Origin of the sequence: Rhodoferax sp. BLA1 (genome assembly GCF_013416775.1) — a bacterium.
Lineage (GTDB): Bacteria > Pseudomonadota > Gammaproteobacteria > Burkholderiales > Burkholderiaceae_C > Rhodoferax.
This window is the reverse complement of the sequence record NZ_SZVI01000008.1, coordinates 118190-142416: the sequence shown is the minus strand read 5'-3', so window position 1 is coordinate 142416 and position 24227 is coordinate 118190. Positions and strand designations below refer to the sequence as shown.

Here is a 24227-nt window from a genome sequence, read left to right as displayed (position 1 = left end):
TGTTTTGACACTCAGCAGCCTTCGCGCCTGCATTGGCCAGCGCCCCTTCGCCAACAAGATCCAACATCCCCGAGCCTGGTGCGAACTGCGGGGCTTTGGCTTGATACTCGGCCTGCTGGTGCTCGGCGGCGCTTGTGACGCCGAGCAGCCACCCGTTCCCAGCCCACGCACTTTGGCTGTCGCACAGGCGGTTGCACCAGCGCTGAACCTGGAGGAATCACGCATGTGGATGACTGTCGGTGAACGTCGCTTTGCCATCACCTTGACCAACCATGCCGCGGCCCGTGCATTTGCCGCGCAGCTGCCGCTGACGCTCAACATGGCAGACCTCAACGGCAATGAAAAACATGCCGAGTTGCCCCAAGCGCTGCCGGTGAGTGCAAGCCGACCGGGAACGATCCACCATGGCGACCTGATGCTGTACGGCTCAAGCACCCTGGTTGTTTTTTATCTGAGCTTCGACACCTCGTATGCCTATACCCGACTGGGCCGGGTGGACGACCCAGAGGGCCTGGCGCAGGCCTTGGGCCAGCGGTCGGTGCGGATCCATTTTTCCAAAAAGTAATTTTTTCCCAAACCAAGGACAACACACCATGACCATCAAAGCCTATGGCGCCCATGCGGCTGACCGAGCTCTTGAACCGATTGACATCACACGGCGCACGCCAGGCGCGCACGATGTGCAGATCGCCATCGCCTACTGCGGCGTGTGCCACTCTGACATCCACCAGGTGCGTTCCGAGTGGGGCGGAACACTTTACCCCTGCGTGCCAGGGCATGAAATCGTGGGCCGGGTCTCCGCCCTGGGTGCACACGTCTCAGGCGTTCAGGTCGGTGATCTGGTGGGTGTTGGTTGCATCGTTGACAGCTGCAAACACTGCGAGGACTGTGACGAAGGCTTGGAGAACTACTGCGACCACATGGTCGGCACCTACAACGCCCCGACCCCGGACGCACCTGGCTACACGCTGGGTGGGTACTCGCAGCAGATCGTCGTGCACGAGCGTTATGTGCTGCGTATCCGTCACCCCGAGGCGCAATTGGCTGCTGTGGCACCGCTGCTGTGTGCTGGCATCACCACCTATTCGCCGTTGCGGCATTGGAAGGTCGGGCCGGGCCAGAAGGTTGGCGTGGTTGGCATCGGCGGCCTGGGGCACATGGGCATCAAACTGGCGCACGCCATGGGTGCACACGTGGTGGCCTTCACCACGTCTGAATCCAAGCGCGAAGCGGCCAAGTTGTTGGGCGCGGATGAGGTGGTCGTCTCGCGCCATGCCGAGGAAATGGCGGCGCATGCCAAGAGCTTTGACTTCATTTTGAACACGGTTGCCGCGCCACATGACCTGGACGCGTTTCTGACCTTGCTCAAGCGAGATGGCACGATGACGCTGGTCGGCGCGCCGGCCACGCCACATCCGTCTCCCAACGTGTTCAACCTGATCATGAAGCGCCGCAGCCTCGCGGGGTCGATGATTGGCGGCATCCCCGAGACGCAGGAGATGCTGGATTTTTGTGCCGAGCATGGCATCGTGTCCGATATCGAGATGATCCAGATGGACGAGATCAACACAGCCTATGAGCGCATGCTCAAAGGCGACGTCAAGTACCGTTTTGTTATCGACTGCGCCAGTCTGGCGTAGTGTTCAACCACCCAGGCCCAAGGACGGCACTGCGCCCGTCCTTGGGCTTTTGCAGATCCCCACGTCTTTGAATGAAAAAAACCAGCTTGCGCCTGTTTCAAGTTTTGGCCCTTGTTGGGGTCTTGGCCGTTGCTGCCATCGCCGCCTATTTGCAGCATCCGTTGTTTGGACACTTGCCCGAGGGTGAGCGGTTGGCACGCACAGCGCGGTCGCCCAACTTTGCCAACGGTGTCTTTGTCAACCAGATTGACTCGCCGCTGAGCACCACCGATCAATCCGAGTTCTCGATGTGGATGGAGAGCCTCTTTGGGCCAGAAGGCCAGCCCCGTCCACCAAGCGCGCTGCCAGTACTCAAAACCGATCTGAAGGCGCTGGATGTCAAAGAGGATCTGGTGATCTGGCTGGGCCACTCGTCCTATTTTGTGCAACTGGGTGGGCAACGCATCTTGATCGACCCGGTGTTCAGCACCAACGCCGCACCGGTGCCGATGGTCAACACGGCCTTCGACGGCACCAGCATCTATACGGCAAACGATATGCCGGAGATTGACCTTCTGCTGATTACCCACGATCACTATGACCATCTGGATTACCCGAGCATCCAGGCGCTGCAGCCCAAGGTCAAGCAGGTGGTGACGGGGTTGGGTGTGGGCGCGCATTTCGAGGCCTGGGGCTACGACAAACGTGCCGTGCAAGAGGCCGACTGGTACGCGACCGTGCATCCGGTGCCGGAACTGCAAATCCAAGTCACCCCGGCGCGGCATTTTTCTGGACGCTCGTTCACCCGCGACAAATCCTTATGGGTTGGCTTTGCACTGGTGTCACCGCAGCGCCGCATCTTCTTCAGCGGCGATTCAGGCTACGCGCCGCACTTTGCCGAGATTGGGCGGCGCTTGGGTCCGTTCGACTGGGTGGCGTTGGACGCTGGGCAATACGATCCGCGTTGGGCCAATGTCCACATGAACCCTGAGCAGGCCACCCACGCGGCTGACGATCTGCGGGCCAAAGCGTTGACACCCGGACACGTCGGGCGTTTCTCGATCTCGCCCCATGACTGGGATGAGCCGTTCAAACGTATCACTGCCGCGAGCCAAGGGCGCAGCTACGCCTTGTGGACACCAGAAATCGGCCGCCCTATCTACCTGGATGGCCGGGCGCAGAGATTCTCGGCGTGGTGGGAGGCACTCCCGCAGCGCTGACGGCTCGTCTTGTGAGCCCGTAGATTACCTCTCACAAGACGAGAGTGCGCCCTCCAGCGCTTGAAAGCACCAACAAGGCCCCCATGTGTGAAGCAATTCACTTTGTTTGGAGTGCGCCATGCGTATCGAAAAATTCACCACCAAGTTTCAAGAGGCCCTGGCCGATGCGCAGTCGCTGGCTTTGGCCAATGACCATGCCTACATCGAACCGGCGCACCTGCTGGTGGCGATGATCAAGCAGGACGACGGGCCCAAGGCGCTGTTGCAGCGCGCTGGCGTCAATGTGCCAGGCTTGCTCGCCGGTGCAGAGTTGGCGGTTAAACGGCTGCCGCAGGTCACCGGGCAGGATCAGGTGCAGGGTGGCCCCGAGCTGGGCAAGATCCTGCAGGCTACTGAGAAAGAGGCGATCAAACGCAACGACCAGTTTGTCGCGAGTGAGTTGTTCCTGCTGGCCCTCAGTGATGCCAAAAGCACATTGGGCGACTTGGCGCGCAGCAACGGGCTGACTCGCAAGAGCCTGGAGAGTGCTATCGACACGGTGCGTGGTGGTCAGAATGTGGACAGTGCGGATGCCGAAGACCAGCGTGAATCCCTCAAAAAATACTGCATTGACCTGACCGAGCGCGCCAGAGCGGGCAAGCTCGACCCGGTGATTGGCCGCGACGACGAGATCCGCCGCGCCATCCAGGTGTTGCAACGCCGCACCAAGAACAACCCGGTGCTGATTGGTGAGCCGGGCGTCGGCAAAACCGCGATTGTGGAAGGCCTGGCGCAGCGCATTGTGGCCGGTGAGGTACCCGATTCACTCAAGGGCAAACGGGTGCTGAGTCTGGACATGGCGTCCTTGCTGGCTGGTGCCAAGTTCCGTGGGGAATTTGAAGAGCGCCTGAAAAACGTGCTCAAAGACCTGGCCAAGGACGAAGGCCAGACCATCGTTTTTATCGACGAGTTGCACACCATGGTGGGTGCGGGCAAGGCCGAAGGCGCCATGGACGCGGGCAACATGCTCAAACCCGCGCTGGCACGTGGTGAACTGCACTGCGTGGGCGCCACCACGCTGGACGAGTACCGCAAATACATCGAAAAAGACGCCGCACTGGAGCGCCGGTTCCAGAAGATACTGGTGGGTGAACCCACGGTGGAGGCCACCATTGCCATCTTGCGTGGTCTGAAAGAGCGCTACGAAGTGCACCATGGTGTGCAGATCACCGACCCGGCCATCGTGGCTGCGGCTGAGCTGAGCCACCGTTACATCACCGACCGTTTCCTGCCCGACAAGGCGATTGACCTGATCGACGAGGCCGCTTCCAAAATCAAGATCGAGCTCGATTCCAAGCCCGAGGTCATGGACAAAAAAGACCGCCGCCTGATTCAGTTGCAGATTGAGCGCGAGGCCGTGAAGCGCGAAAAAGACGAAGCCTCGCAAAAACGCCTGGAGTTGATCAACGACGAGATCACCGCGTTGCAAAAAGAAATTGCCGACCTAGACGAGCTCTGGAAAGCTGAAAAAGCCCAGGCCCAGGGCGCCAAAACCATCATGCAAGAGGTGGAAAAAGTGCGCGCCCAGATCAAGGCACTGACCGACAAGGGTGACTACAACAAGGCTGGTGAGCTGCAGTACGGCAAGTTGCCCGATCTGGAGAAAAAGCTCAAGGCCGCTCAGGACAAAGAAGCTGGCAAGGCCCAATCTGCCAAAGACGGTGGAGGGGCGCAACTGCTGCGCACCATGGTCGGCGCCGAGGAAATCGCCGAGGTGGTCAGCCGCGCCACCGGCATCCCGGTGAGCAAAATGATGCAGGGTGAGCGCGACAAGCTGTTGCAGATGGAGACCAAGTTGCACCAGCGCGTGATCGGACAGGACGAAGCGATTGGCGCCGTGGCTAACGCCATCCGCCGTTCACGCTCTGGCCTGAGCGACCCGAACCGGCCCACTGGCTCATTCCTGTTCCTGGGCCCGACGGGTGTTGGCAAGACCGAGCTGTGCAAGGCACTGGCGGGCTTTTTGTTTGACTCTGAGGACCACCTGATCCGGGTTGACATGAGTGAGTTCATGGAAAAACACAGCGTGGCCCGCCTGATTGGTGCGCCTCCGGGTTATGTCGGTTACGAAGAAGGTGGTTACCTGACCGAAGCCGTGCGCCGCAAACCCTACAGCGTGCTGCTGCTCGACGAGGTGGAAAAGGCTCACCCGGATGTGTTCAACGTGTTGCTGCAGGTGCTGGACGATGGCCGCCTGACCGACGGTCAGGGCCGCACTGTGGACTTCAAAAACACGGTGATTGTGATGACCAGCAACATCGGCTCACAAATGATCCAGACCATGGTTGGCTTGCCCTATGAGGATGTGAAAGACGCGGTGACGGATGAGCTGAAAAACCACTTCCGCCCCGAGTTTTTGAACCGCATTGACGAGACCGTGGTGTTCCACAGTCTGGACGCCCAACACATTGCCGACATTGCCAAGATCCAGTTGGCGGTGCTCACGGCACGGCTGGCGCACATGGAGCTGGGTCTGCAGGTCAGCGACGCGGCGGTGGCCGAGTTGGCCAAGGTCGGCTTCGACCCGGTGTTTGGCGCGCGTCCGCTCAAACGCGCGATCCAGCAGCGTATTGAAAACCCGCTGTCCAAGTTGTTGCTGGAAGGCAAGTTTTTGCCCAAGGCGACCATTCATGTCGATGTGGACCCGATCCAAGCGCCAGGGCAGTTCAGTTTTGCCCCCGATGCCGCGGCCTGACTGCGGTCGGGATATATGAAAAATAGGCTACTAGCCCTTATTAAATAAGGGCTAGTAGCTCTTGATTTTATAGTTTGATAGCGTCACACCGGGGCGACGGGCGCTTTGCTGCGGCGCCTGGGGCTGGCGAGTTTGAGACGTTTGGCTTTGGCGGGTGTTGCAGGTCGTCCACGCGGTGCGGGCGCCACCTCGGTTGCCACCAACACCTGCTGCGCCTTGGCATAAAACTTTTTGCGATCCTCCATCCCGTTGTAACCCCCGTTGATGGCCAGGCTGATGTATTCCAACGGTGATACATCGATGATCTTGCCCCGATATTTTTTCTTGAGCACATCGCTATCAGCATGGTTGGCGATGTCGTTGAGGCCACGTGTGCGCCAGTATTCGCAGGCGCTCCAGACAGCGTACTCGGGCTGCTCCAGCAGTGCCGGGTTGTTGATGAACAGGTCGCGGCGGCCCTTTTTGATGCCCAGTTGCAGGTAGTTGGCACGCCCGGTGGTCTGGAAAATGCCGCGCCCTTTGAAGCGCACACCGTCACCGGGCTGGGTGTTGCCCAGGTCGGCCCGGCCCTCGTAGGCGCGGCCTGAGGCGTATTCGCGCAGCGTCACAAAATGGTCCGTCTCGTGGCAGGCCTGCGCCAGAAACTGGCAAAACTCCTGAGGTGTGTCGATCTCGTACTGTGGGCACAACTGGTTGAGCCAGTCGGCCAGCGCGGCCATCAGGTTGGTGCGGCGCCCGGCAATGGCGGCGAGGTGTTGGGCGGTGATGGTGATCGACATGGGCTCTCCTCATCGCCGCGCGTGCGGCTGTGGGTTAAGACGTCATCCTGAGTGCCAGGTGGTTTTATACATCGGTGACGGGGGTCTTGAACATCAGGAAAAGTCCGTTGTCTTCGGCGGCCACATGTTGGGCCAGCTCGGCCAAAAAGGCTTGCCAACCGGTTCTGAGGGCGTTCAACGTGGCCTGGTGGTCGGGTGGCACCTGCAGCGCGGCCAGGCGTGCGGTCATCTGCGGCGTGTGCTGGCTGTGGCGCGCGTGCTCTTGCTCCATGTCGCCGATCAGCAGGCCAATCAGGGTGTTGCCGCCTTGTTCCATCATCGGGAACAGGCGCATTTCCTCCTTGAACATGTGCGCCTCCAGGTCCAGCATCAAAGCCTGCAACTCGTCAGCAAATGACGGCGCGGCCCCCGTGGCGGGCAGCTGGCGCGCCAGGTTGATCAGGGCCGGCAGGTCACGGCGATGGCCTTCGTGGAATTCGCTGAGGATGTGTTTTATCAGCGCGGCGCTGCTGCTGTCGGGTTGGGGTGGCATGAAAAAACTCGCTTGAAAAGCTGTGCCAATGCGGCAACAGTTCCGAGTCTAGCCAGCAGCTGGGTGCCCGGGCTGGCCAGTCTGGGTCACTGGGTTTGTCCCTAAAATCAAACGTCATCCACCCGCCGCCTGCTGCAACCAGGCCACCGTGCCATGCCACAAGACGAGATCAGCTTCACCGATTTGATGGCGTCATCGATGCACGACATGAAAAATTCGGTGAATGTGCAGGTGCATGCGCTGGAGCAGTTGGCGCAGGACGCCAAAGCACGTGGTGATCTGGATACTTGCAACAGCCTGGTGGGGGTGATGGCGCAGGCACACCGGGTCAACGCCAACCTGATCCAACTGCTCAGTTTGTACAAGTTTGGCAAATCCACCTACCCGCTGGACATTCGCGAGTTGTCGGTGGCAGAGCTGATCAACGAGGCGGTGCTTCACATCCGCTCGGTGCTGGCGTTCAAGGGCATCCGTCTGACGGTGGACTGCCCGGCTCAGCTGGACTGGTACTTTGACCGTGACCTGATGACCGGTGTGTTACTCAACGCGCTCAACAACGCCTGCCACTACACCCGCGACAACATCCGTGTGGCCGCTGATGTGGCCGATGGCCAACTGACCTTGCGCCTCGAAGACAACGGCCCCGGTTACCCGGCGTCCATGCTCAGCCACGACGCGGTGGCAGCCCCCAAAGGCGTCAATTTTTTCAACGGCAGCACCGGCCTGGGTTTTTACTTCTCGGCCCAGGTCGCGCACCTGCACCAGAACCAGGGTCGGCACGGCACGCTGCGCATCGAGAACGGTGGCGTGTATGGAGGCGGGTGTTTTGTCGTGACCCTGCCCTGAACCGGCACGCGTTGAAAGATATCCATGGCGCTATCGCTGCAGCAAGCCAACACCCTGATCGTTGACGATTTCCAGAGTATGCGCACCATGCTGCGCGACTTTGTCAAGTCGATGGGCATGACCCGGGTCGACACCGCCTGCCATGGCCGGGACGCTATCAGCCACCTGATGAGCAGCAAATACGACATCGTCATCTGTGACTATAACCTGGGCCCGGGGGCGAACGGCCAGCAGGTGCTGGAAGAGGCCCGCACACGGGGTCTGATTGGTGTCTCCACCATCTGGGTCATTGTCACCGCCGAAAAAACCGCCGAGATGGTGATGGGGGCGGCCGAGATCAAACCCGACGATTACCTGCTCAAACCGATCAACCAGGCGCTGTTGCAAAGCCGCCTGGAAAAACTCATGGCGCGTAAACAGTCGCTTGGTGGTATCGAGGCAGCCATCCGTGCCAAGGATTTTGTCGCGGCGCTGGCCCAGTGTGACCAGTTGGTCAGCAGCCAGGCCACCCCTGTGCATGAGGTGCTGCGCATCAAGAGTGACCTGCTGCTGACTCTGGGTGACTTTGATGCCGCACGCTCGGTCTACGAGTGGGTGCTGGCACAGCGCAACCTGGCCTGGGCCGCCACCGGGCTGGGCAAGCTGCAGTTCTACACCGGTGACTTGGCCGGTGCCGTCGCCCTGTTTCAGCAGGTGCTGGTTGACAACCCGATGTACATCGAAGCAGCGGACTGGCTGGCCAAAACCCATGAGGCCATGGGTGACACCCGACAGGCGCAGCAGGTGCTGCTGGAGGCGGTCAAGCTCTCGCCCAACTCACCGGTGCGGCAACACAACCTGGGTGACACCGCCTTGAAGAATGGTGAACTGGATCTGGCTCAGGCGGCTTTTGAGAAAAACATCAAGATCAGTGAACACTCGAGCCAGAAAAACGCGACGGTGTATGCCAAGCTGGCCGACGTGCTGCTCGACAAAGGTGAGTCACAAGAGGCGCTGAATGTGCTCAAGCGCAGCAAGACCGATTTCCGTTACAACCCGGTGGCGTCCCTGCAGACCGCTGTGACCGAGAGCCGCATCTACCAGAAGATCGGGCAGGCCGACAAGGCCCAGGCTGCCATGCAGGCCGCCGAGAAGCTGGTGACCCAGCTGGACGGCAAACTCAGCCCGGAACTGATGCTGGACATGGCCCGCTCCCACCTGAAACTGGGGCAACTCGACAAGGCCTGCCAGTTGCTGGGTGAGGTGATCAAGAACAACCATGAAAACGCCCAGCTCTCGCGTGCGGTGGCAAGCCTGTTTGAGGCCGAGCAACTGGCCGATGTCGGCCAGGCCCTGATCCAGAGCGCACGCCAGGAAGTCATTGACATCAACAACCAGGGGGTGATGCTGGCCAAGCAGGGGCAGTTCCAGCAAGGGGCCAAGTTATTGCGCGAGGCCCTGGCCAAACTGCCGAGCAGCGAGGTGATGCTCCTCAACCTGTGTGGCCTGCTGATTGCCCAGATGCGCCAGGCTGGTTATGACGGCACCCTGGCGGCCGAGGCCCGCGAGCTGCTGGCCCGGGTGCGCGAGATCAACCCTGGCAACAAGAAGTTTTACAGCTATTCACTGATGCTGGCGCGCCTGCAACGGGCCTGAGGGGCTTCGCCTGAGCGCGGGTGCTTGGTTCGGTGATGCCGATAACATCGCCGCATGACCTCTGCCACCCACACGCTCCCCACCCCCGTCCCCCTGCAACAAGACGCTGCCATCATTGGCCTGGTTGGGCTGGCCCACGCGGCCTCGCACTTTGGCCATCTCTTGCTGGTGCCACTGTTTCCGGTGTTCATGACCGAGTTTGGCCTGAGTTTTTCGCAGCTGGGGCTGCTGACGAGCACGTTTTTTGTGGTTTCCGGTGTGGGTCAGGCCTCGGCCGGATTTGTGGTGGACAAGCTTGGTGCCCGGCCAATGTTGTTTGCGGCGCTGGGCCTGTTTGTGCTGGCCTGCCTGGTGGCGTCGCAGGCCACCGGTTACAGCAGCTTGTTGGTGGTGGCGGCGATGGCTGGGCTGGCCAATGCCACCTTTCACCCGGTGGACTTCACGATACTGAACCAGCGTGTCTCAGCGTCCCGGCTGGGCCACGCCTTCAGTGCCCATGGCCTCACCGGTAACCTGGGCTGGGCGCTGGCACCGGTGTTTTTTGTCACCCTCAACAGCCTGTACAGCTGGCGCAGTGCCTACCTGGTGGCAGCGATCATGTACCTGGCCATCATCACCTTGTTGCTGTTCAACCGCGACAAACTCAGCACCCAGGCGGCTGTGCACGCGGCTGACACACCGGCCGAGCACAGCCTGGCCTTCATGAAGCTGCCGGTGGTGTGGTGGTGTTTTGCCTTCTTTTTGCTCTCAACCATGACGCTGGCGGTGGTGCAGAACTTTTCGGTGTCGATTTTGAAGGCGCTGCATGGCATCAGTTTCGAGACCGCCACTTACACCCTCACCGCGTACATGTTGTGTGGTGCGCTGGGCACCTTTGTGGGGGGCTTTGTGGCGGCTAATGCGCGCCAGAGTGATCGGGTGGTGGCCTTGTCCATGTCGGCGGCGGCGGTCTTGCTCGGGCTGTGTGGCACCGGCCTGTTTGGTCCGACGCTGAGCATGGTGGTGCTGGCCAGCACCGGTTTTGCGGTGGGGGTGGGTGGCCCCTCGCGCGACATGATGATCAAAAAAGCCACACCCAAAGGCGCCACCGGCCGGGTCTATGGCCTGGTTTATTCGGGGCTGGACACCGGTTTTGCGATCTCGCCGCTGGTGTTTGGTGCCTTCATGGACCGGGGTTGGTATGGCGCCACGTTGCTGGGGGCGGCCGCTGTGTTGCTGCTCAGTGTGGTGGCCGCGTTGGGGGTGGGGCAGCGGACTCAGGCGCGGGCCTGAGTCGGCGTCGAGCGCGTCTGCGGGGCCTCGGGCAGGCCGGATTTGGCAGGACAATATTGCGATGAATTCAAGCACTTCCCCCCACCTTGCCGGGCACCTGCTGGTGCGTTGTCTGATTGAACAGGGCGTGACCCACGCCTTTGGTGTGCCGGGCGAGAGTTTTCTGGCGGTGCTCGACGGTTTTTACCAGTACCGCGAGCAGATCCAGTTTGTCATCAACCGACAGGAGGGCGGCGCGGCTTTCATGGCCGAGGCCCATGGCAAGTTAACACGCCGCCCCGGCGTCTGTTTTGTCACCCGGGGGCCGGGTGCCACCAATGCCTCCATCGGCGTGCACACCGCCTACCAGGACGGCACACCGATGGTGCTGTTTGTGGGCGATGTGGCCAGCGACACGCGTGACCGCGAGGCGTTTCAGGAGCTCAACTACCTGAGTTTTTTTGGCCCCTCGACCCGGGGTTTGGCCAAGCTGGTGGAGCGTATTGACGACGCCCGACGCATCCCCGAATACGTGGCGCGTGCTTTTGCCACCGCCATGAATGGCCGCCCGGGCCCGGTGGTGCTGGTGCTGCCGGAAGACATGTTGGCCCAGGTGATGGCGCCCGAGGCTGGGCTGTCGCAGGTGATGCCGCGTGTGGCCGCTGTTGAGGCTGATATGGGCTCCAAGCCCTTGTTGTTGCTGGGTGAGATGCTCTTAAAAGCAAAGCGGCCACTGGTCATTGCTGGTGGCAGCGGCTGGTCAACCGAAGCGGCGCAGGCGCTGCAGCATTTTGCTGAACACTGGCAGCTGCCGGTGGGCAATGCGTTCCGGTTTCAGGACACCTTTGACAACCACCACCCGCTGTATGCGGGGGATGTGGGCCTGGGCATCAACCCCCGGCTGGCCCAACGCATCCAGGACAGCGACCTGATCCTGGCCATCGGCGCGCGTCTGGGTGAGATCACCAGCGGTGGCTACACCCTGATCCAGTCGCCCCGGCCCAAACAAACGTTGGTGCACATCCATGCCAGTGCCGAAGAGCTCAACCGGGTGTTCCAGGCCGACCTGGCCATCCAGGCCAGCGTGACCAGCGCTGCCGCCGCGCTGAAAGACTTGCCCGCGCCCGCTGAGCTGCCTTGGGCCAGCTGGGCAACCGACAGCCACGCCGACTACCTGGCCAATCTGCAACCCAGCCACATCGCCGACTTGCCGCAGGACAGCGCTCAGGGGCTGGTCAACATGCCGAGAATCATCGCGGTGTTGCAACAGCATCTGCCGCAGGATGCGGTGTTGACCAATGGCGCGGGCAACTTTGCCAGCTGGTTACACCGTTACTTCCGCTTCCATGGTCTGGCCAAGGGCCACAAGACCCAGCTGGCCCCCACCAACGGCGCCATGGGGTATGGCGTGCCTGCCGGTATTGCCGCAGCCATCACCACCGGGCGCACCGCCTTCACCATCGCCGGTGATGGCGACTTTTTGATGAACGGGCAGGAACTGGCCACAGCCGTGCAACACGGTGCCAAAAGCATCATCCTGCTGCTCAACAACGGCATGTTTGGCACCATTCGCATGCACCAGGAGCGCGAGTACCCGCAGCGGGTGGCTGGCACACCCCTGGCCAACCCGGACTTCTGTGCACTGGCCCAGGCCTATGGCTACGCCAGTGTGTGTATCGACCGCACCGAAGACTTTGAGGAAGAGTTGCTGGCGGCGCTGGCGCGGCCACAAGGCACGCTGATTGAGCTGCGACTCGACCCGCAGGCCATCAGCACCCGGGGCTCACTCAACAGCATCACCCAGAGCGCGCTGGCACGCCAGCAAGGGTGATTCAACAGCTCTTGATAGAGTAGCTGTTGGACCTTGTTATATAAGGGCTAGAGGCATATTTGATCACTATTTGTTGGGGCCAGCGGGCGGCGTGTGGGCCCGGCTTGGGTGAGACTGCTGGACGGCCATGGGCCCGGGTAGCGACCGCCGTGTTTGGCGCTCACGATCCATGGTCATTGCCGTTCCTGACAGCTTGCGCCAAGCTGCGAAGACTATACTTTCCGTAGTGGAGTTACTTCAACCAGTCAATTGGGAACCTATGCCCGCCCTGGGCAGCCAGCGTTTGGTACAGACGCTTATCGGTAGCGCACCCACCGTCCACCCAACAAGACGGCGCTTGCCCAACAAGGAGCGGCTCATCTGCCGTTGTGGGCTCCTATGAAGGTGTATGAAAGCGAAGGCGCCAGAACTTTTGGTGACTTTCCAGATTTGTCGCCGCAGGCCATGGGTGAAGCGCTGGCCAACTTGCGCCTGCATCAGATCGAGCTGGAGATGCAAAACGACGAGTTGCGCCGCACGCAGGCGGCACTCGACACCGCCAACTCCCGCTACTTCGACTTTTACGACCTGGCACCTGTGGGGTATCTCACCGTCAGCCAGCAGGCGGTGATCCTGCAGGCCAACCTGAGCACGGCGCAGCTTTTGGGTGTGCCGCGTGCCACCTTGATTGGCAAGCTGCTGCCCAGCTACATCTTCTCCTCGGATGCAGACGCGTATTACCTGTTGTGCAAACAGGTTTTTGCCAGCCAGGGCGTGCAGGCCACGACGGAGTTGCGCATGCAACAAGCGGATGGCAGCTTGTTGTGGGTGAGTGTGCAAGCCATCGCGGTCGCGGGTGATGCGGGTGCGCCAGTGCTGCGTTTGGTGTTAAGCGACATCACGCGCCGCCGCCAGCTGGAACAGCTGGCCAAAGAAGCGAGTGAGGACAAGTTCAGGCTGGTGGCTGACAACACCTTGGATGGTATTTTGATTGTTGGTGCGGATGACCGCATTGAGTATGTGTCGCCAGCCTATGTTCAGCAGCTGGGTTACCACGATGTTGATGAGTTCAACGCGCTTGTTGCATCCGTTTTTGCCCTGGTTCATCCGCGTGACCAGTATGCGCTGCGCACCGAAATGGACCGGGCCACCGCGTCAAACGCCCGTGATCAGTTGTTTTCCTACCGGATTCAACACCGGCTGGGGCACTACCTGTGGCGTGAAAGCAGTGCCAAGTACCAATACGATGAGGCCGGCCGTCTGCTGAGAACCTGCTTTGTTGTCCGCGACATCACCCAGCGCCGCCAAGTGGAAGAAGTTCTGCGTATTGCGGCGGCCGCGTTTGAGACGATGGACGCCATTCTGATCACCGATACCCGCTCGGTGATCAGAATGGTCAACCCGGCTTTCACCAAAAGCACCGGTTACACGGCCGACGAGGCGGTGGGCCAGACCCCACGTTTTTTGCGTTCGGGGCGCCACAACGATGACTACTTTCACCAGTTGTGGGACACCGTGTGTGGCACCGGCCGCTGGCAGGGTGAAATCTGGGATCGCCACAAGGACGGCGCCATCGTCCTGAAATGGCTGAGCATCACGGCGGTCAAGGGTGTGGATGGGGATGTCAGCCACTATGTGTGTTCTTACTTTGACCTGAGCGAGCGCAAACGCGCCGAGGCGGCTTGGCTGGACATGAACCACAACCTGGCCCAGTCGCGTCAGCAATTGCGTCAATTGGTTGCATCCAATGAGGCCCGGCTGGAGCAAGAAAAAAGGCACATTGCGCGTGAGGTGCATGACGAGCTGGGGCAGGTGTTGACGGCGCTGCGCATGGATCTGTCACTCGCGATCATCCGCCACAGCAGTTCTGTGCCAGCGTTGGAGGCCGAACTCACGGGTATGAAAAAATTGGTGGACCGGGCCATCCTGGGGGTGCGCGCGGTGGCGACCAGTCTGCGCCCGGTGGCGCTGGACATGGGTTTGGTGCCCTCGATTGCCTGGTTGTGCCAGGAGTTTGCCCGGCATGGCGATGTGGCATGCACATTGGAAGCACCCGATGCGTCCGTAGAGATGGAGGCCAACCGCAATGTGGTGATTTTTCGCATCGTGCAGGAGTCACTCACCAACATCCGCAAATATGCCCAGGCCAGCCTGGTGACGGTCAGCTTGCTGCGCCGTGGTGTGGACCTGCTGCTGGAGATCCGCGACAACGGGCTGGGTTTTGACCCGGCAGCGGTGGCCCGGCGTGGCTCCCTGGGCCTGGTGGGGATACGTGAGCGGGTGATTTCGCTGGGCGGTCAGATCGACATCAACAGCGCCCCCGAGCAGGGTACGACGATTGCAGTGGTGATCCCGCTTGAGCAGGTGCTGGCCAAGGAGTTGAAATGATCCGGCTGCTGATTGCCGACGACCATGCGGTTGTGCGTGCCGGGTTGCGGCAGCTTTTGACGCTGGCGCCGGACATTCAGGTGGTGGCTGAGGCTGTCTGCGGCGCCGAGGTGTTGACCTGCCTGCGCCACAACTCGGTGGACTTGTTGCTGCTCGACATCAACATGCCCGGCATCAGCGGCGCCGATTTGGTGGCGCGGGTCAAGGCGCACTGGCCTCAGGTGCCGATCCTGGTGTTCAGCATGCACAACGAGGCCCAGGTGGCGGTGCGTATGCTCAGGGCGGGTGTGGGTGGTTACATCAGCAAAGACTGCGAGCCAGACTGCTTGCTGAAGGCAGTCCGCAAAGTGGCTGCGCACGGCAACTACCTGGCGCCCGATCTGGCCGAAAAAATTGCGTTTGAGGTCACCAGCAGCAGCGCGTCTGCGCCCCACACCTTGTTGTCGCAGCGTGAGGCCGAGGTGTTTCGACTGCTGATACAAGGCTTTGGTGTGACCGACATCGCTGCGCAGCTGGCCATCAGTGGCAAAACCGTCAGCTCCCACAAGGCACGTTTGCTGGAGAAGCTGAACCTGTCCAACATGGCTGACGTGATGCGTTACGCCATGGAGCACAAACTGCTGGGCTGACACCCCACCTAGCCAGCTCAGGCCAGTTCACGGCAAGCCTGACTGAAGGTGATGCTTTGTTTTGCTACTTATAAAGTAGCTATTGGCCCTTTTATTAAAAGGGCTAGAGGTCAAAAAGATATGTGACTGAGGGTGGTCTGGTGGATTGGCTGGACTAGGGCATGCCTTAGGCGCTTGCAGCCTTTGCTGACACACAAATCAGCCGCCACCGATGGCGCAAGCGGGTCGGTTTGTGCACGATCGGACCATGCCCATGGATGTCTTGATTGTTGATGACGCACCAGCGGTTCGCACCAGTTTGCGGGCTGCGCTGGGCTGCATCACCGGTGTGGGCTCGGTTCGTGAGGCGGCCACACTGCAGGCCGCCTTCGACGGTGTCCGCTGTGATCCTCCCGCTTTGCTGATTCTGGATCTGCACCTGCCCGATGGTCGGGGAGACGCCGCTGTGCAAACCCTCAAACAGCTGGCACCCGAGATGCGCATTGCTGTCTTTTCTTTGCATGCAGACGACAGCCACCAGCAGCAGTGCCAAGTTCAAGGTGCTGACTGGTTTTTTGACAAAGCCACACAAGCGGATGCCCTGCTTGAAAGGATGGTGCTGGAAGCACTACACCATCTGTACAACGGGTCCGATTCGAGCAACCCCAACCCTGAGAAAACACCATGAAATTGACGATTGCCCAACGGCTGGGCCTGCTGATTGCGAGTGCGCTGCTAGGTATTCTGGTATTGGTCGCGGTTTTTTTGTACACGGAGCGCAACTTGTTGATGCAGGAGCGTGAGCTGGGCCTGCAGCAAGCGGTGGAAACCGCGCATGGGTTGATCACGCATTACCAGGACTTGTCCACCCAAGGCAACATGCCCGTTGACGAGGCCAAACAGCGGGCCATGGCCGCCCTCAAAGCCCTGCGTTACAGCGGCAAAGAGTACTTTTTTATTCAGGACTACCAGCTCAAGATGGTCATGCATCCGACCAGTCCCAACCTGGATGGGCAGGACGTCTCAGGGCTCAAAGACCCCAGCGGCAAACTGTTCATGCTGGCCTTGAACCAAGTGGCCAAAAACAGTGGCTCGGGCTTTGTGCCTTACATGTGGCCCAAGCCAGGTAGCCAGACGCCGGTGGACAAAATATCCTACGTCAAGGCGTTTGCGCCCTGGGGCTGGGTGATTGGTTCGGGGGTGTATGTGGACAATGTGAATGCAGTGATCCAGGCCCGCGTCATCACCGCATCTGCTGGTGCCGCTGTGCTGGCTGTGTTGCTGCTGCTGGCCAGCCTGCTGATTGCACGTGGACTGCTGCGCCAGCTGGGGGGTGAACCGGATGTAGCGTCTGACATCACCCGGCGCATTGCCGCAGGCGACCTGACCGTGGACATTGCACTCAAAAACGGCGACCAGTCCAGCCTGTTGTACGCACTCAAGAGCATGCGTGATAGCCTGTCGGGCATCGTCGGCCATGTCCGATCCGGCTCAGAAGGGGTGGCCACCGCCAGTGCCGAGATTGCGCAGGGCAACCAGGACTTGTCCTCACGCACCGAATCACAAGCCAGTGCACTGGAGGAAACCGCAGCCAGCATGGAAGAACTCAGCGCCACCGTCAAACAGAATGCGGACAATGCTCACGAGGCCAACCAACTGGCTATGAGCGCCAGCACGGTGGCGGTGCAGGGCGGTGAGGTGGTGGCGCAGGTGGTGCAGACCATGAAGGGCATCAACGACGCCTCTCACAAAATTGCCGACATCATCAGTGTCATTGACGGCATTGCGTTTCAGACCAATATTCTGGCGCTCAATGCGGCGGTGGAGGCGGCCCGAGCGGGTGAGCAGGGCCGTGGTTTTGCGGTGGTGGCGACCGAGGTGCGTGCCCTGGCCGGTCGATCTGCCGCCGCCGCCAAAGAAATCAAGACCTTGATTGGTGACAGCGTGACGCGGGTTGAGCAAGGCAGTCTGCTGGTGGACCAGGCGGGCACCACCATGCAGGAGGTGGTGAGTTCGATCCGCCGTGTCACCAACATCATGGGTGAGATCAGTTCAGCCAGCCGCGAACAAAGCCAGGGTGTCAGCCAGGTTGGTGAAGCGGTCACCCAAATGGACCAGGTGACCCAGCAGAATGCCGCCTTGGTGGAAGAGATGGCCGCAGCAGCCAGCAGCCTGAGGTCGCAAGCCCACGATCTGGTGCAGACGGTGGCGGTGTTCAAACTGCAGCTTGATCCCACCGGGCTGGCGGATGTGACTCCGCCAAACGCCCGCAGGGAAACCAGTGCAAGAAGCCCAAGCCGGGTGCTGCTTGCCGCGCGCTGACAACAGGTGTAGCCCGCGCCCTGCGTTGTTGATCCATGCGTCGAGAAGCCCGTCGGACTGTTTATACCCTTTTTATTGCAGAGTGGCTGCTGTGTGTGGGGCTGCTGCTGAGCCTGGGTGCTTACATCAGCTACGCCAAGTACCTTGACCACAAGCAGCTGGCTTCGAGCGAGCAGGAACGGCTCGCCAACCAGGCTCGTGTGATCGAGAAAAACCTGGCCTCTCAGCTGGTCTCCACCAACCGCGCGCTGGAGGGGTTGCTCAACGATCTGGCCACGGATACCGCTCATCAGCTCAAGGGCCGTGCGCTCAACGAGCGTTTGAAGCTGATGGCCGAGACACTCACCGGCATGTCGCCGCTGCTGATCACCGACGCCCGTGGCCGGGTGACGCATGCCAGCATGGACAGTCTGGTGGGCTTTGATGCCTCCCGGCGTGCCTACTTTCAGACCGCTTTGCGGCAGCGCAGCCAAGGTGTCCTGCATGTGTCGGCGCCTTTTGTCAGCAGCCTGGGCCGGCCATCGATGGCCTTGGTGAGGGACATCCAACAAGCTGATGGCCAATTTGGCGGGGTGGTGGTGGCCGTGGTGGAGTCGACTTTTTCAGCGGTGTTGCTGGAGTCGGTCCGTTTTACCCCAGACACCCAGATTGCGCTGATTCACGGCGACGGCCAGCTCTTTGTCAGTGCACCAGACACCCTGGGCCGAGGCCAAGTGAACTGGGCGCAGCCAGGCAGTTTTTTCAACCAGCACAAAAGCCACGGCTGGGCTTTCAGCGCCTTCACTGGCACAACGGACGCCAGCGGCGAGATCCGACAGCTGGCGTTTCGCATGGTTGAACCATCGCCATTGGCCATGGACAAGGCGCTGGTGGTGATGGTTTCCCGCGATGTGTCTGCCATTTATGCCAACTGGCGACGGGAAACCAGCTTGCTGGCAGGGGCCTTTGGTGGGGTGAGCCTGGCCGTGTTGCTGGCCTTGTACATCCACCAGCGACGCCAACGTGTGTTTAACAAAGTGGCACACCAACGTGAGATGGCTTTGCGCGACAGTGATGCGCGCTTGCAGTCGATTTTTGAGGCGACCCCCGACGCATTGTTAATCAGTGACGAACACGGTCGCATCACCATGGTCAACCAGCAAGTGACCCCCTTGTTGGGGTATGCGATGGCAGAGCTGTTGGGCAAACCGATTGAAGACCTTGTGCCGATGCCTTCCCGTGCGGCTCACCAGAGGTTGCGTGAAGGATTTGGCGCGACCACCCACACACCAGCCAGGGCCGTCAGGAAAACCATCAAAGCCTTGCGCAAAGATGGCAGCGAATGCCATGTGGAGGTCAGCCTGAGCCGGATTGAGACCAACAAAGGCTTGTTTTTTGCAAGCGCCTTACGCGATATATCCGAACGCCAAGCGGCGGACGAAAAAATCAGGAAACTGGCTTTTTATGACCAGCTGACCGGACTGCCCAACCGGACCCTGTTGTTGGACCGCCTCAAACAGGTGATCGCGGCCAGCCACCGCCAAGGCACTTTGGGTGCCATGTTGTTCATTGATTTAGACCATTTCAAAACACTCAATGACACCTTGGGCCACGATGTGGGTGACCTGCAGCTGCAGCAGGCGGCTGGGCGTGTGCTGGGCTGTGTGCGAGACAGTGACACGGTGGCACGCGTCGGGGGTGACGAGTTCGCGGTGATTCTGGCGGGTTTGGGCCAGAGTGAGGTCGAGGCGGTGAAAGACATCGAGTTGGTGTCTGCCAAAATATTGGCAGTTTTGAGCCTGCCCTACCAATTGGGTGAGGTGACACACACGGGTTCTGCCAGCATCGGCGCCACGGTGTTTCTGGGGCAAGCCGCCAGCATCGATGACTTGATGCGCCAGGCTGACCTGGCCATGTACCGCGCCAAGGACATGGGGCGCAATGGGATGCACTTTTTTGATCCGGCGATGGAGACCGTCATGGTTAACCGCGTGGCGATGGAAAAGGATTTGCGCAGTGCGGTGTCGGCTGGGCAGTTTGAGCTGCACTACCAGGCCCAGGTCATGGCACTTGGCCGGGTGACTGGTGCAGAAGTGCTGGTGCGCTGGCGCCATCCGACGCGTGGCATGGTGTCGCCCGCTGACTTCATCCCATTGGCGGAAGAAACCGGTGTGATTTTGCAGCTCGGGCAGTGGGTGCTGGAGACCACCTGTTGCCAGCTGGCCAAGTGGCAGAACTGCTCGGGCCTGGCAGATCTGGTGTTGGCGGTCAACGTCAGCGCCCTGCAGTTGGCACAACCTGATTTTGTGCAACAGGTGATGTCAGTGGTGGAGCGCGCCGGGATCAACCCCCAACACCTGAAACTGGAGCTCACCGAGAGTCTGCTGGTGGGCAACGTCGATGACATCATTGAGAAGATGGCTGTGTTGAAAAGCCAGGGCATTGGCTTTTCCATGGACGATTTTGGCACCGGCTACTCGTCTTTATCCTACCTGGGCCGTTTGCCGCTGGATCAGTTGAAGATTGACCGCTCTTTTGTCAGCGAGGTGTTGACCAACACAAACAGCGCAGGTATTGCCAAAACCATCATTACCCTGGCGCAGGGTTTGGGCTTGAGTGTGATCGCCGAGGGGGTTGAAACCGACGCACAGCGCGCGTTTCTTGCCAGCGCAGGCTGCCATGCTTATCAGGGCTACTTCTTCAGTCGGCCGCTGTTGGTTGAGGACTTTGAAGCCTTGGTATTGAGACCCTAAAGCTCTGGCGCGAGCCCGATCAGGCGAAAAAAAGCCAGCGCGAAGCTGGCTTTTTTGAGTGAGTCGGAAACGACTTACTTGGCCATGTCCACACCGTAGAAGGAGTGGCGGCCAAACGGGCTCAGTTTGAAGCCGATGACTTCCTTGCGCACCGGTTTGATCTGCACCGCGTGGGCGATGGTGAACCAGGGGGCTTGTTCCTTGAAGATCACCTGGGCTTTTTCGTACAGCTTGGTGCGTTCAGCCGGGTTGGACACCACCTTGGCTTTTTGCACCAGGTCTTCAAACGGCTGGTAGCAGAACTTGGCGACGTTGGAGCCATTGTTCTTGGACGCAGCACAGCCCAGCAAGGTGTTCAGGAAGTTGTCCGGGTCACCGTTGTCACCGGTCCAGCCCAACATACCCATCTGGTGTTCACCCGACTGCATGCGCTTGCGGTACTCACCCCATTCAAAGCTCTTGATTTCAGCCTTGATGCCCACCTTGGCCAGGTCGGCTTGCATCAGCTCGGCAATACGCTTGGCGTTCGGGTTGTAGGGGCGTTGCACAGGCATGGCCCACAGGTCGGTGGTGAAGCCGTTGGGCAGGCCAGCAGCGGCCAGCAGCTTCTTGGCTTCGGTCGGGTTGTAGGCGTCGTCCTTGACCGACTTGTTGTAAGACCACTGGGTGGGTGGAATCGGGTTGGTGGCGGGGACACCTGTGCCCAGATACACCGCATCCACAATCGCCTTCTTGTCGATGGCCATGTTCACGGCTTTGCGCACGCGCACATCGTCAAACGGCTTTTTGGTGGTGTTGTAGGCCAGGTAACCGACGTTCAGGCCAGGTTGCTCCATCACGACCACGTTGGGGTCTTTGCGGATGGCGGGCAGGTCAGCCGGATTGGGGTAGGGCATGACATGGCACTCACCCTTTTGCAGCTTGGCCCAACGCACCGACGCATCGGGTGTGATGGAGAAGATCAGGTCATCGATCTTGGCCTTGCCAGCCCAGTATTGCGGGAAGGCTTTGTAACGGATGATGGCGTCTTTCTGGTATTGCACCAGCATGAAGGGGCCGGTACCGACCGGTTCCTGGTCAATCTTTTCGGGGGTGCCGGCCTTGAGCATGGCAATCGCGTATTCCTTGGACTGAACACCTGCGAACTGCATCGCCAGGTTGGACAGGAAGGGTGCTTCAGGCGCATTCAGGGTGATCTTGACGGTGTAGTCGTCCACCTTGTCCACCGATTTCAACAGCTTGGGCATGCCCATGTCGCCAAAATAAGCGTGGTTGGCGCTGGTGACCTTGAAGTAAGGGTCGTTTTCTTTCCACTGGCGCTCGAACATGAACAACACGTCGTCGGCGTTGAAGTCGCGGGTGGGTTTGAAGTTTTTATTGGATTGCCATTTCACACCCTTGCGCAGGTGGAAGGTGTATTCCAGGCCGTCTTTGGACACGTCCCATTTCTCAGCCAGACCAGGTACCACCTTGGTGCCGCCACGCTCGAAATCGACGATGTTGTCGTAGATTTGTTCACTGACGTCAAACGAGGTGCCGGTGGTGTTGATGCTGGGGGCAAAGTTTTCTGGGCTGCCTTCCGAGCAGTACACCAGGGTTTTGGCCGAGACCGGCGACAGTGCCAGCAAGGCTGGCAGCGCCAACGCACACAGTGCGGTTCGCTTCAGCGGGAATTTGGTCAATGTCGTCGTTATGGAAATCGTCATCTTGTGGACTCCTGACAGGTGAATGCTGCCTAAGCAGCGGGTTTGATGAATTGTTCAGCCAGATGACAAGCAACTTTCCTGCCAGCCAGCTCTCTCAGAACCGGACGTTCCGTTTGGCATTGTGCAGTGACGTGAGGGCATCGGGTTGAGAAAACGCAACCGGTAGGGGGATTGAGTGGTGAGGGCAACTCCCCTTTGAGCACAATGCGCTGCTTGGACACCCCAGAGCCCACCATGCCGGGTGTGGAGGCCAGCAGAGCCTGGGTGTAGGGGTGCAAGGGTTGCGCAAAAATGGTGGCCTTGTCACCTTGTTCCATGGCGTGGCCGAGGTACATCACCAGCAGATCGTCGGCAATGTGGCGCACCACCCCGAGATCGTGCGAGATGAACAGGTAAGCCAGGCCGAGTTCACGCTGCAAGTCGGCCAACAGGTTCAGCACCTGGGCCTGGATTGACACGTCCAGCGCCGAGACCGGCTCGTCCGCCACAATCAGTGCGGGTTTGAGCATCAGTGCGCGAGCGATGGCGATACGCTGGCGCTGGCCGCCCGAGAACATGTGCGGGTAACGGTCATAGTGCTCGGGGCGCAAGCCCACCAGGGCCAGCATGGAACGGGCCTGCTCGGCGCGGTGAGCCGGTGACAGGTCGGTGTTGATCTCCAGGGGCGCCTCCAGAATGGCACCAATTTTCTTGCGTGGGTTGAGCGAGCCATAGGGGTTCTGGAACACCAGCTGCACCGTGCGCCGCAGCGCATGGCGCTCTTTGGCACTGGCCGCCATCACATCGACTTGGCCCAGCTTCAGATCACCTGCGGTTGGGGCTTCAATCAGTGACACCATGCGAGCCAACGTTGACTTGCCGCAGCCGGATTCACCCACCACGGCCAGTGTTTTGCCGGCTTGGACGGTGAACGACACACCACTGACCGCTTGCAGCTGATCGGGCGCACGAAACGCGCCGTGGCTGATTTTGTAAACCTGTTTCAGGTCACGCGCGACCACCACCGGCTCGTTGGCCGACGTTGTGGTTTGAGGGGAAAGGGTGGGCTGGCTCATGCTGCCACTCCTTGCACGGTGGGCGCAGTGGCCAGTGGCGTGTGGCAGCGCACCAGCCCGTTTTGCCAATCACGCAACGCGGGGCGTTGCTCGCGGCAGTGGGTATTGGCATACATACAGCGCGGTGCAAACAAACAACCGCTGGGCCGGTCAAACAGACCGGGCACCATGCCGGGGATGGTGGCCAGACGGGTCATGCCATCACTGCGCTCAGGCATGGCGGCCAGCAAGGCGTCGGTGTAGGGGTGTTGCGGGGTTTCAAACATGGCTTGTGCGCTGCGCTCTTCCATGATCTGGCCGGCATACATCACCGCCACACGTTGTGCCATCTCGGACACCACACCCATGTTGTGGGTGATCAGCACCAGCGCCATGTTGCGCTCTTTCTGCAGGTTGCGCAGCAGGTCCAGAATCTGTGCCTGGATGGTCACATCCAGCGCCGTGGTTGGCTCGTCTGCTATCAAAAGTTTGGGGTTGCAGGCAATCGCCATGGCGATCATCACGCGTTGGCTCATGCCGCCTGACAACTGGTGCGGGTAGACCCCCAGGCGGCTCTCGGGCGCCGGGATACCCACTTGCTCAAGCAACTCGATAGAGCGCCTGCGGGCCGCTGCCTTGTCCATGCCCATGTGCAATGTCAAGGTCTCCGCCATCTGAAAACCCACGGTAAAGCAAGGGTTCAGACTGGTGGTGGGGTCTTGAAAAATCATCGCCATGTCTTTGCCGATGAGTCGGCGACGTTCACGGTCGGACAGCTTGAGCAGGTCGTGGCCGTCAAAGACCAGTTTGTCAGCCTTGATCTGGCCCGGGTAGGACACCAGACCCATCAATGCCATCATGGTCACGCTTTTGCCGGAGCCGGACTCACCCACAATGCCCAGCACGTCACCTGCTTCGAGGGACAGGCTCACGCCGTCCACGGCGTGCATGACTGCGGTCTTGGACGGGAACTTGACCGACAGGTTTTGAATTTCCAGAAGTGCCATCTAT

At 60.2% G+C, this 24227-nt stretch carries 18 protein-coding genes; 13 read left to right on the top strand and 5 right to left on the bottom strand.

Going from position 1 to position 24227, the window contains the following annotated elements; genetic code table 11:
• The first annotated feature begins 4 nt into the window (after positions 1–4).
• The 4 genes from FDG13_RS21065 to clpB all read left to right on the top strand — a co-directional run bounded on the left by FDG13_RS21065 (position 5) and on the right by clpB (position 5573).
• Entirely contained in the window at positions 5–565 is a 561-nt protein-coding gene (locus FDG13_RS21065) for a cyclophilin-like fold protein (RefSeq protein ID WP_255435165.1), read from the top strand.
• Positions 566–593: 28 nt separating this feature from the next.
• Positions 594–1640: an NAD(P)-dependent alcohol dehydrogenase gene (locus tag FDG13_RS08485; protein WP_180126700.1), complete on the top strand. Its 1047-nt coding sequence runs from the start codon at positions 594–596 to the stop codon at positions 1638–1640.
• Between the two features lie 71 nt (positions 1641–1711).
• Complete coding sequence (locus FDG13_RS08480) at positions 1712–2839, top strand: MBL fold metallo-hydrolase (protein ID WP_180126699.1); 1128 nt, start codon at positions 1712–1714, stop codon at positions 2837–2839.
• Between the two features lie 118 nt (positions 2840–2957).
• Positions 2958–5573: an ATP-dependent chaperone ClpB gene (clpB, locus tag FDG13_RS08475; RefSeq protein ID WP_180126697.1), complete on the top strand. Its 2616-nt coding sequence runs from the start codon at positions 2958–2960 to the stop codon at positions 5571–5573.
• Between the two features lie 83 nt (positions 5574–5656).
• Here clpB and FDG13_RS08470 read toward each other — a convergent pair whose 3' ends face one another.
• Both FDG13_RS08470 and FDG13_RS08465 read right to left on the bottom strand, forming a co-directional pair.
• Positions 5657–6352 carry a hypothetical protein gene (locus FDG13_RS08470; protein ID WP_180126695.1) on the bottom strand — a complete coding sequence of 232 codons (696 nt, stop codon included), beginning with the start codon at positions 6350–6352 and terminating at the stop codon, positions 5657–5659.
• A 64-nt stretch (positions 6353–6416) separates the two neighbouring features.
• Complete coding sequence (locus FDG13_RS08465; RefSeq protein ID WP_180126693.1) at positions 6417–6884, bottom strand: hemerythrin domain-containing protein; 468 nt, start codon at positions 6882–6884, stop codon at positions 6417–6419.
• Positions 6885–7037: 153 nt separating this feature from the next.
• Between FDG13_RS08465 and FDG13_RS08460 the strand changes: the two genes are divergently transcribed.
• The 9 genes from FDG13_RS08460 to FDG13_RS08420 all read left to right on the top strand — a co-directional run bounded on the left by FDG13_RS08460 (position 7038) and on the right by FDG13_RS08420 (position 20476).
• Positions 7038–7730, top strand: a complete 693-nt coding sequence (locus tag FDG13_RS08460) for a sensor histidine kinase KdpD (RefSeq protein WP_180126691.1) — start codon at positions 7038–7040, stop codon at positions 7728–7730.
• A gap of 24 nt (positions 7731–7754) precedes the next feature.
• On the top strand, positions 7755–9365 hold the full coding sequence (locus FDG13_RS08455) for a tetratricopeptide repeat-containing response regulator (protein ID WP_180126689.1): 1611 nt from the start codon (positions 7755–7757) through the stop codon (positions 9363–9365).
• 54 nt (positions 9366–9419) lie between these two features.
• Positions 9420–10637: an MFS transporter gene (locus tag FDG13_RS08450; protein WP_180126687.1), complete on the top strand. Its 1218-nt coding sequence runs from the start codon at positions 9420–9422 to the stop codon at positions 10635–10637.
• A 61-nt stretch (positions 10638–10698) separates the two neighbouring features.
• Positions 10699–12447, top strand: coding sequence for a thiamine pyrophosphate-binding protein (locus FDG13_RS08445; protein WP_180126685.1), 1749 nt, complete (start codon positions 10699–10701; stop codon positions 12445–12447).
• 378 nt (positions 12448–12825) lie between these two features.
• Positions 12826–14814, top strand: coding sequence for a PAS domain S-box protein (locus FDG13_RS08440; protein ID WP_180126683.1), 1989 nt, complete (start codon positions 12826–12828; stop codon positions 14812–14814).
• Positions 14811–15443, top strand: coding sequence for a response regulator transcription factor (locus tag FDG13_RS08435; RefSeq protein WP_180126681.1), 633 nt, complete (start codon positions 14811–14813; stop codon positions 15441–15443). Before FDG13_RS08440 ends, FDG13_RS08435 begins: the two co-directional genes overlap by 4 nt.
• A 253-nt stretch (positions 15444–15696) precedes the next feature.
• The gene (locus tag FDG13_RS08430) at positions 15697–16110 is read left to right on the top strand and encodes a response regulator transcription factor (protein WP_180126679.1); all 414 of its coding nucleotides are present in this window, start codon (positions 15697–15699) and stop codon (positions 16108–16110) included.
• Positions 16107–17744 (top strand): methyl-accepting chemotaxis protein, encoded by a 1638-nt coding sequence (locus tag FDG13_RS08425; RefSeq protein ID WP_180126677.1) that lies wholly within the window; start codon positions 16107–16109, stop codon positions 17742–17744. The genes FDG13_RS08430 and FDG13_RS08425 overlap by 4 nt, the downstream gene beginning before the upstream one ends.
• Positions 17745–17779: 35 nt before the next feature.
• Positions 17780–20476, top strand: a complete 2697-nt coding sequence (locus FDG13_RS08420; protein WP_180126675.1) for an EAL domain-containing protein — start codon at positions 17780–17782, stop codon at positions 20474–20476.
• Between the two features lie 74 nt (positions 20477–20550).
• Here FDG13_RS08420 and FDG13_RS08415 read toward each other — a convergent pair whose 3' ends face one another.
• From FDG13_RS08415 to FDG13_RS08405, 3 genes are read right to left on the bottom strand one after another with little or no spacing between them, the layout of a single operon-like run.
• A complete protein-coding gene (locus FDG13_RS08415) occupies positions 20551–22182 on the bottom strand; it encodes an ABC transporter substrate-binding protein (protein WP_180126673.1) in 1632 nt (543 codons plus the stop codon).
• A gap of 29 nt (positions 22183–22211) precedes the next feature.
• Positions 22212–23237, bottom strand: coding sequence for a peptide ABC transporter ATP-binding protein (locus FDG13_RS08410; protein ID WP_180126671.1), 1026 nt, complete (start codon positions 23235–23237; stop codon positions 22212–22214).
• Positions 23234–24223, bottom strand: coding sequence for an ABC transporter ATP-binding protein (locus FDG13_RS08405; RefSeq protein ID WP_180126668.1), 990 nt, complete (start codon positions 24221–24223; stop codon positions 23234–23236). The genes FDG13_RS08410 and FDG13_RS08405 overlap by 4 nt, the downstream gene beginning before the upstream one ends.
• Positions 24224–24227 lie beyond the last annotated feature (4 nt).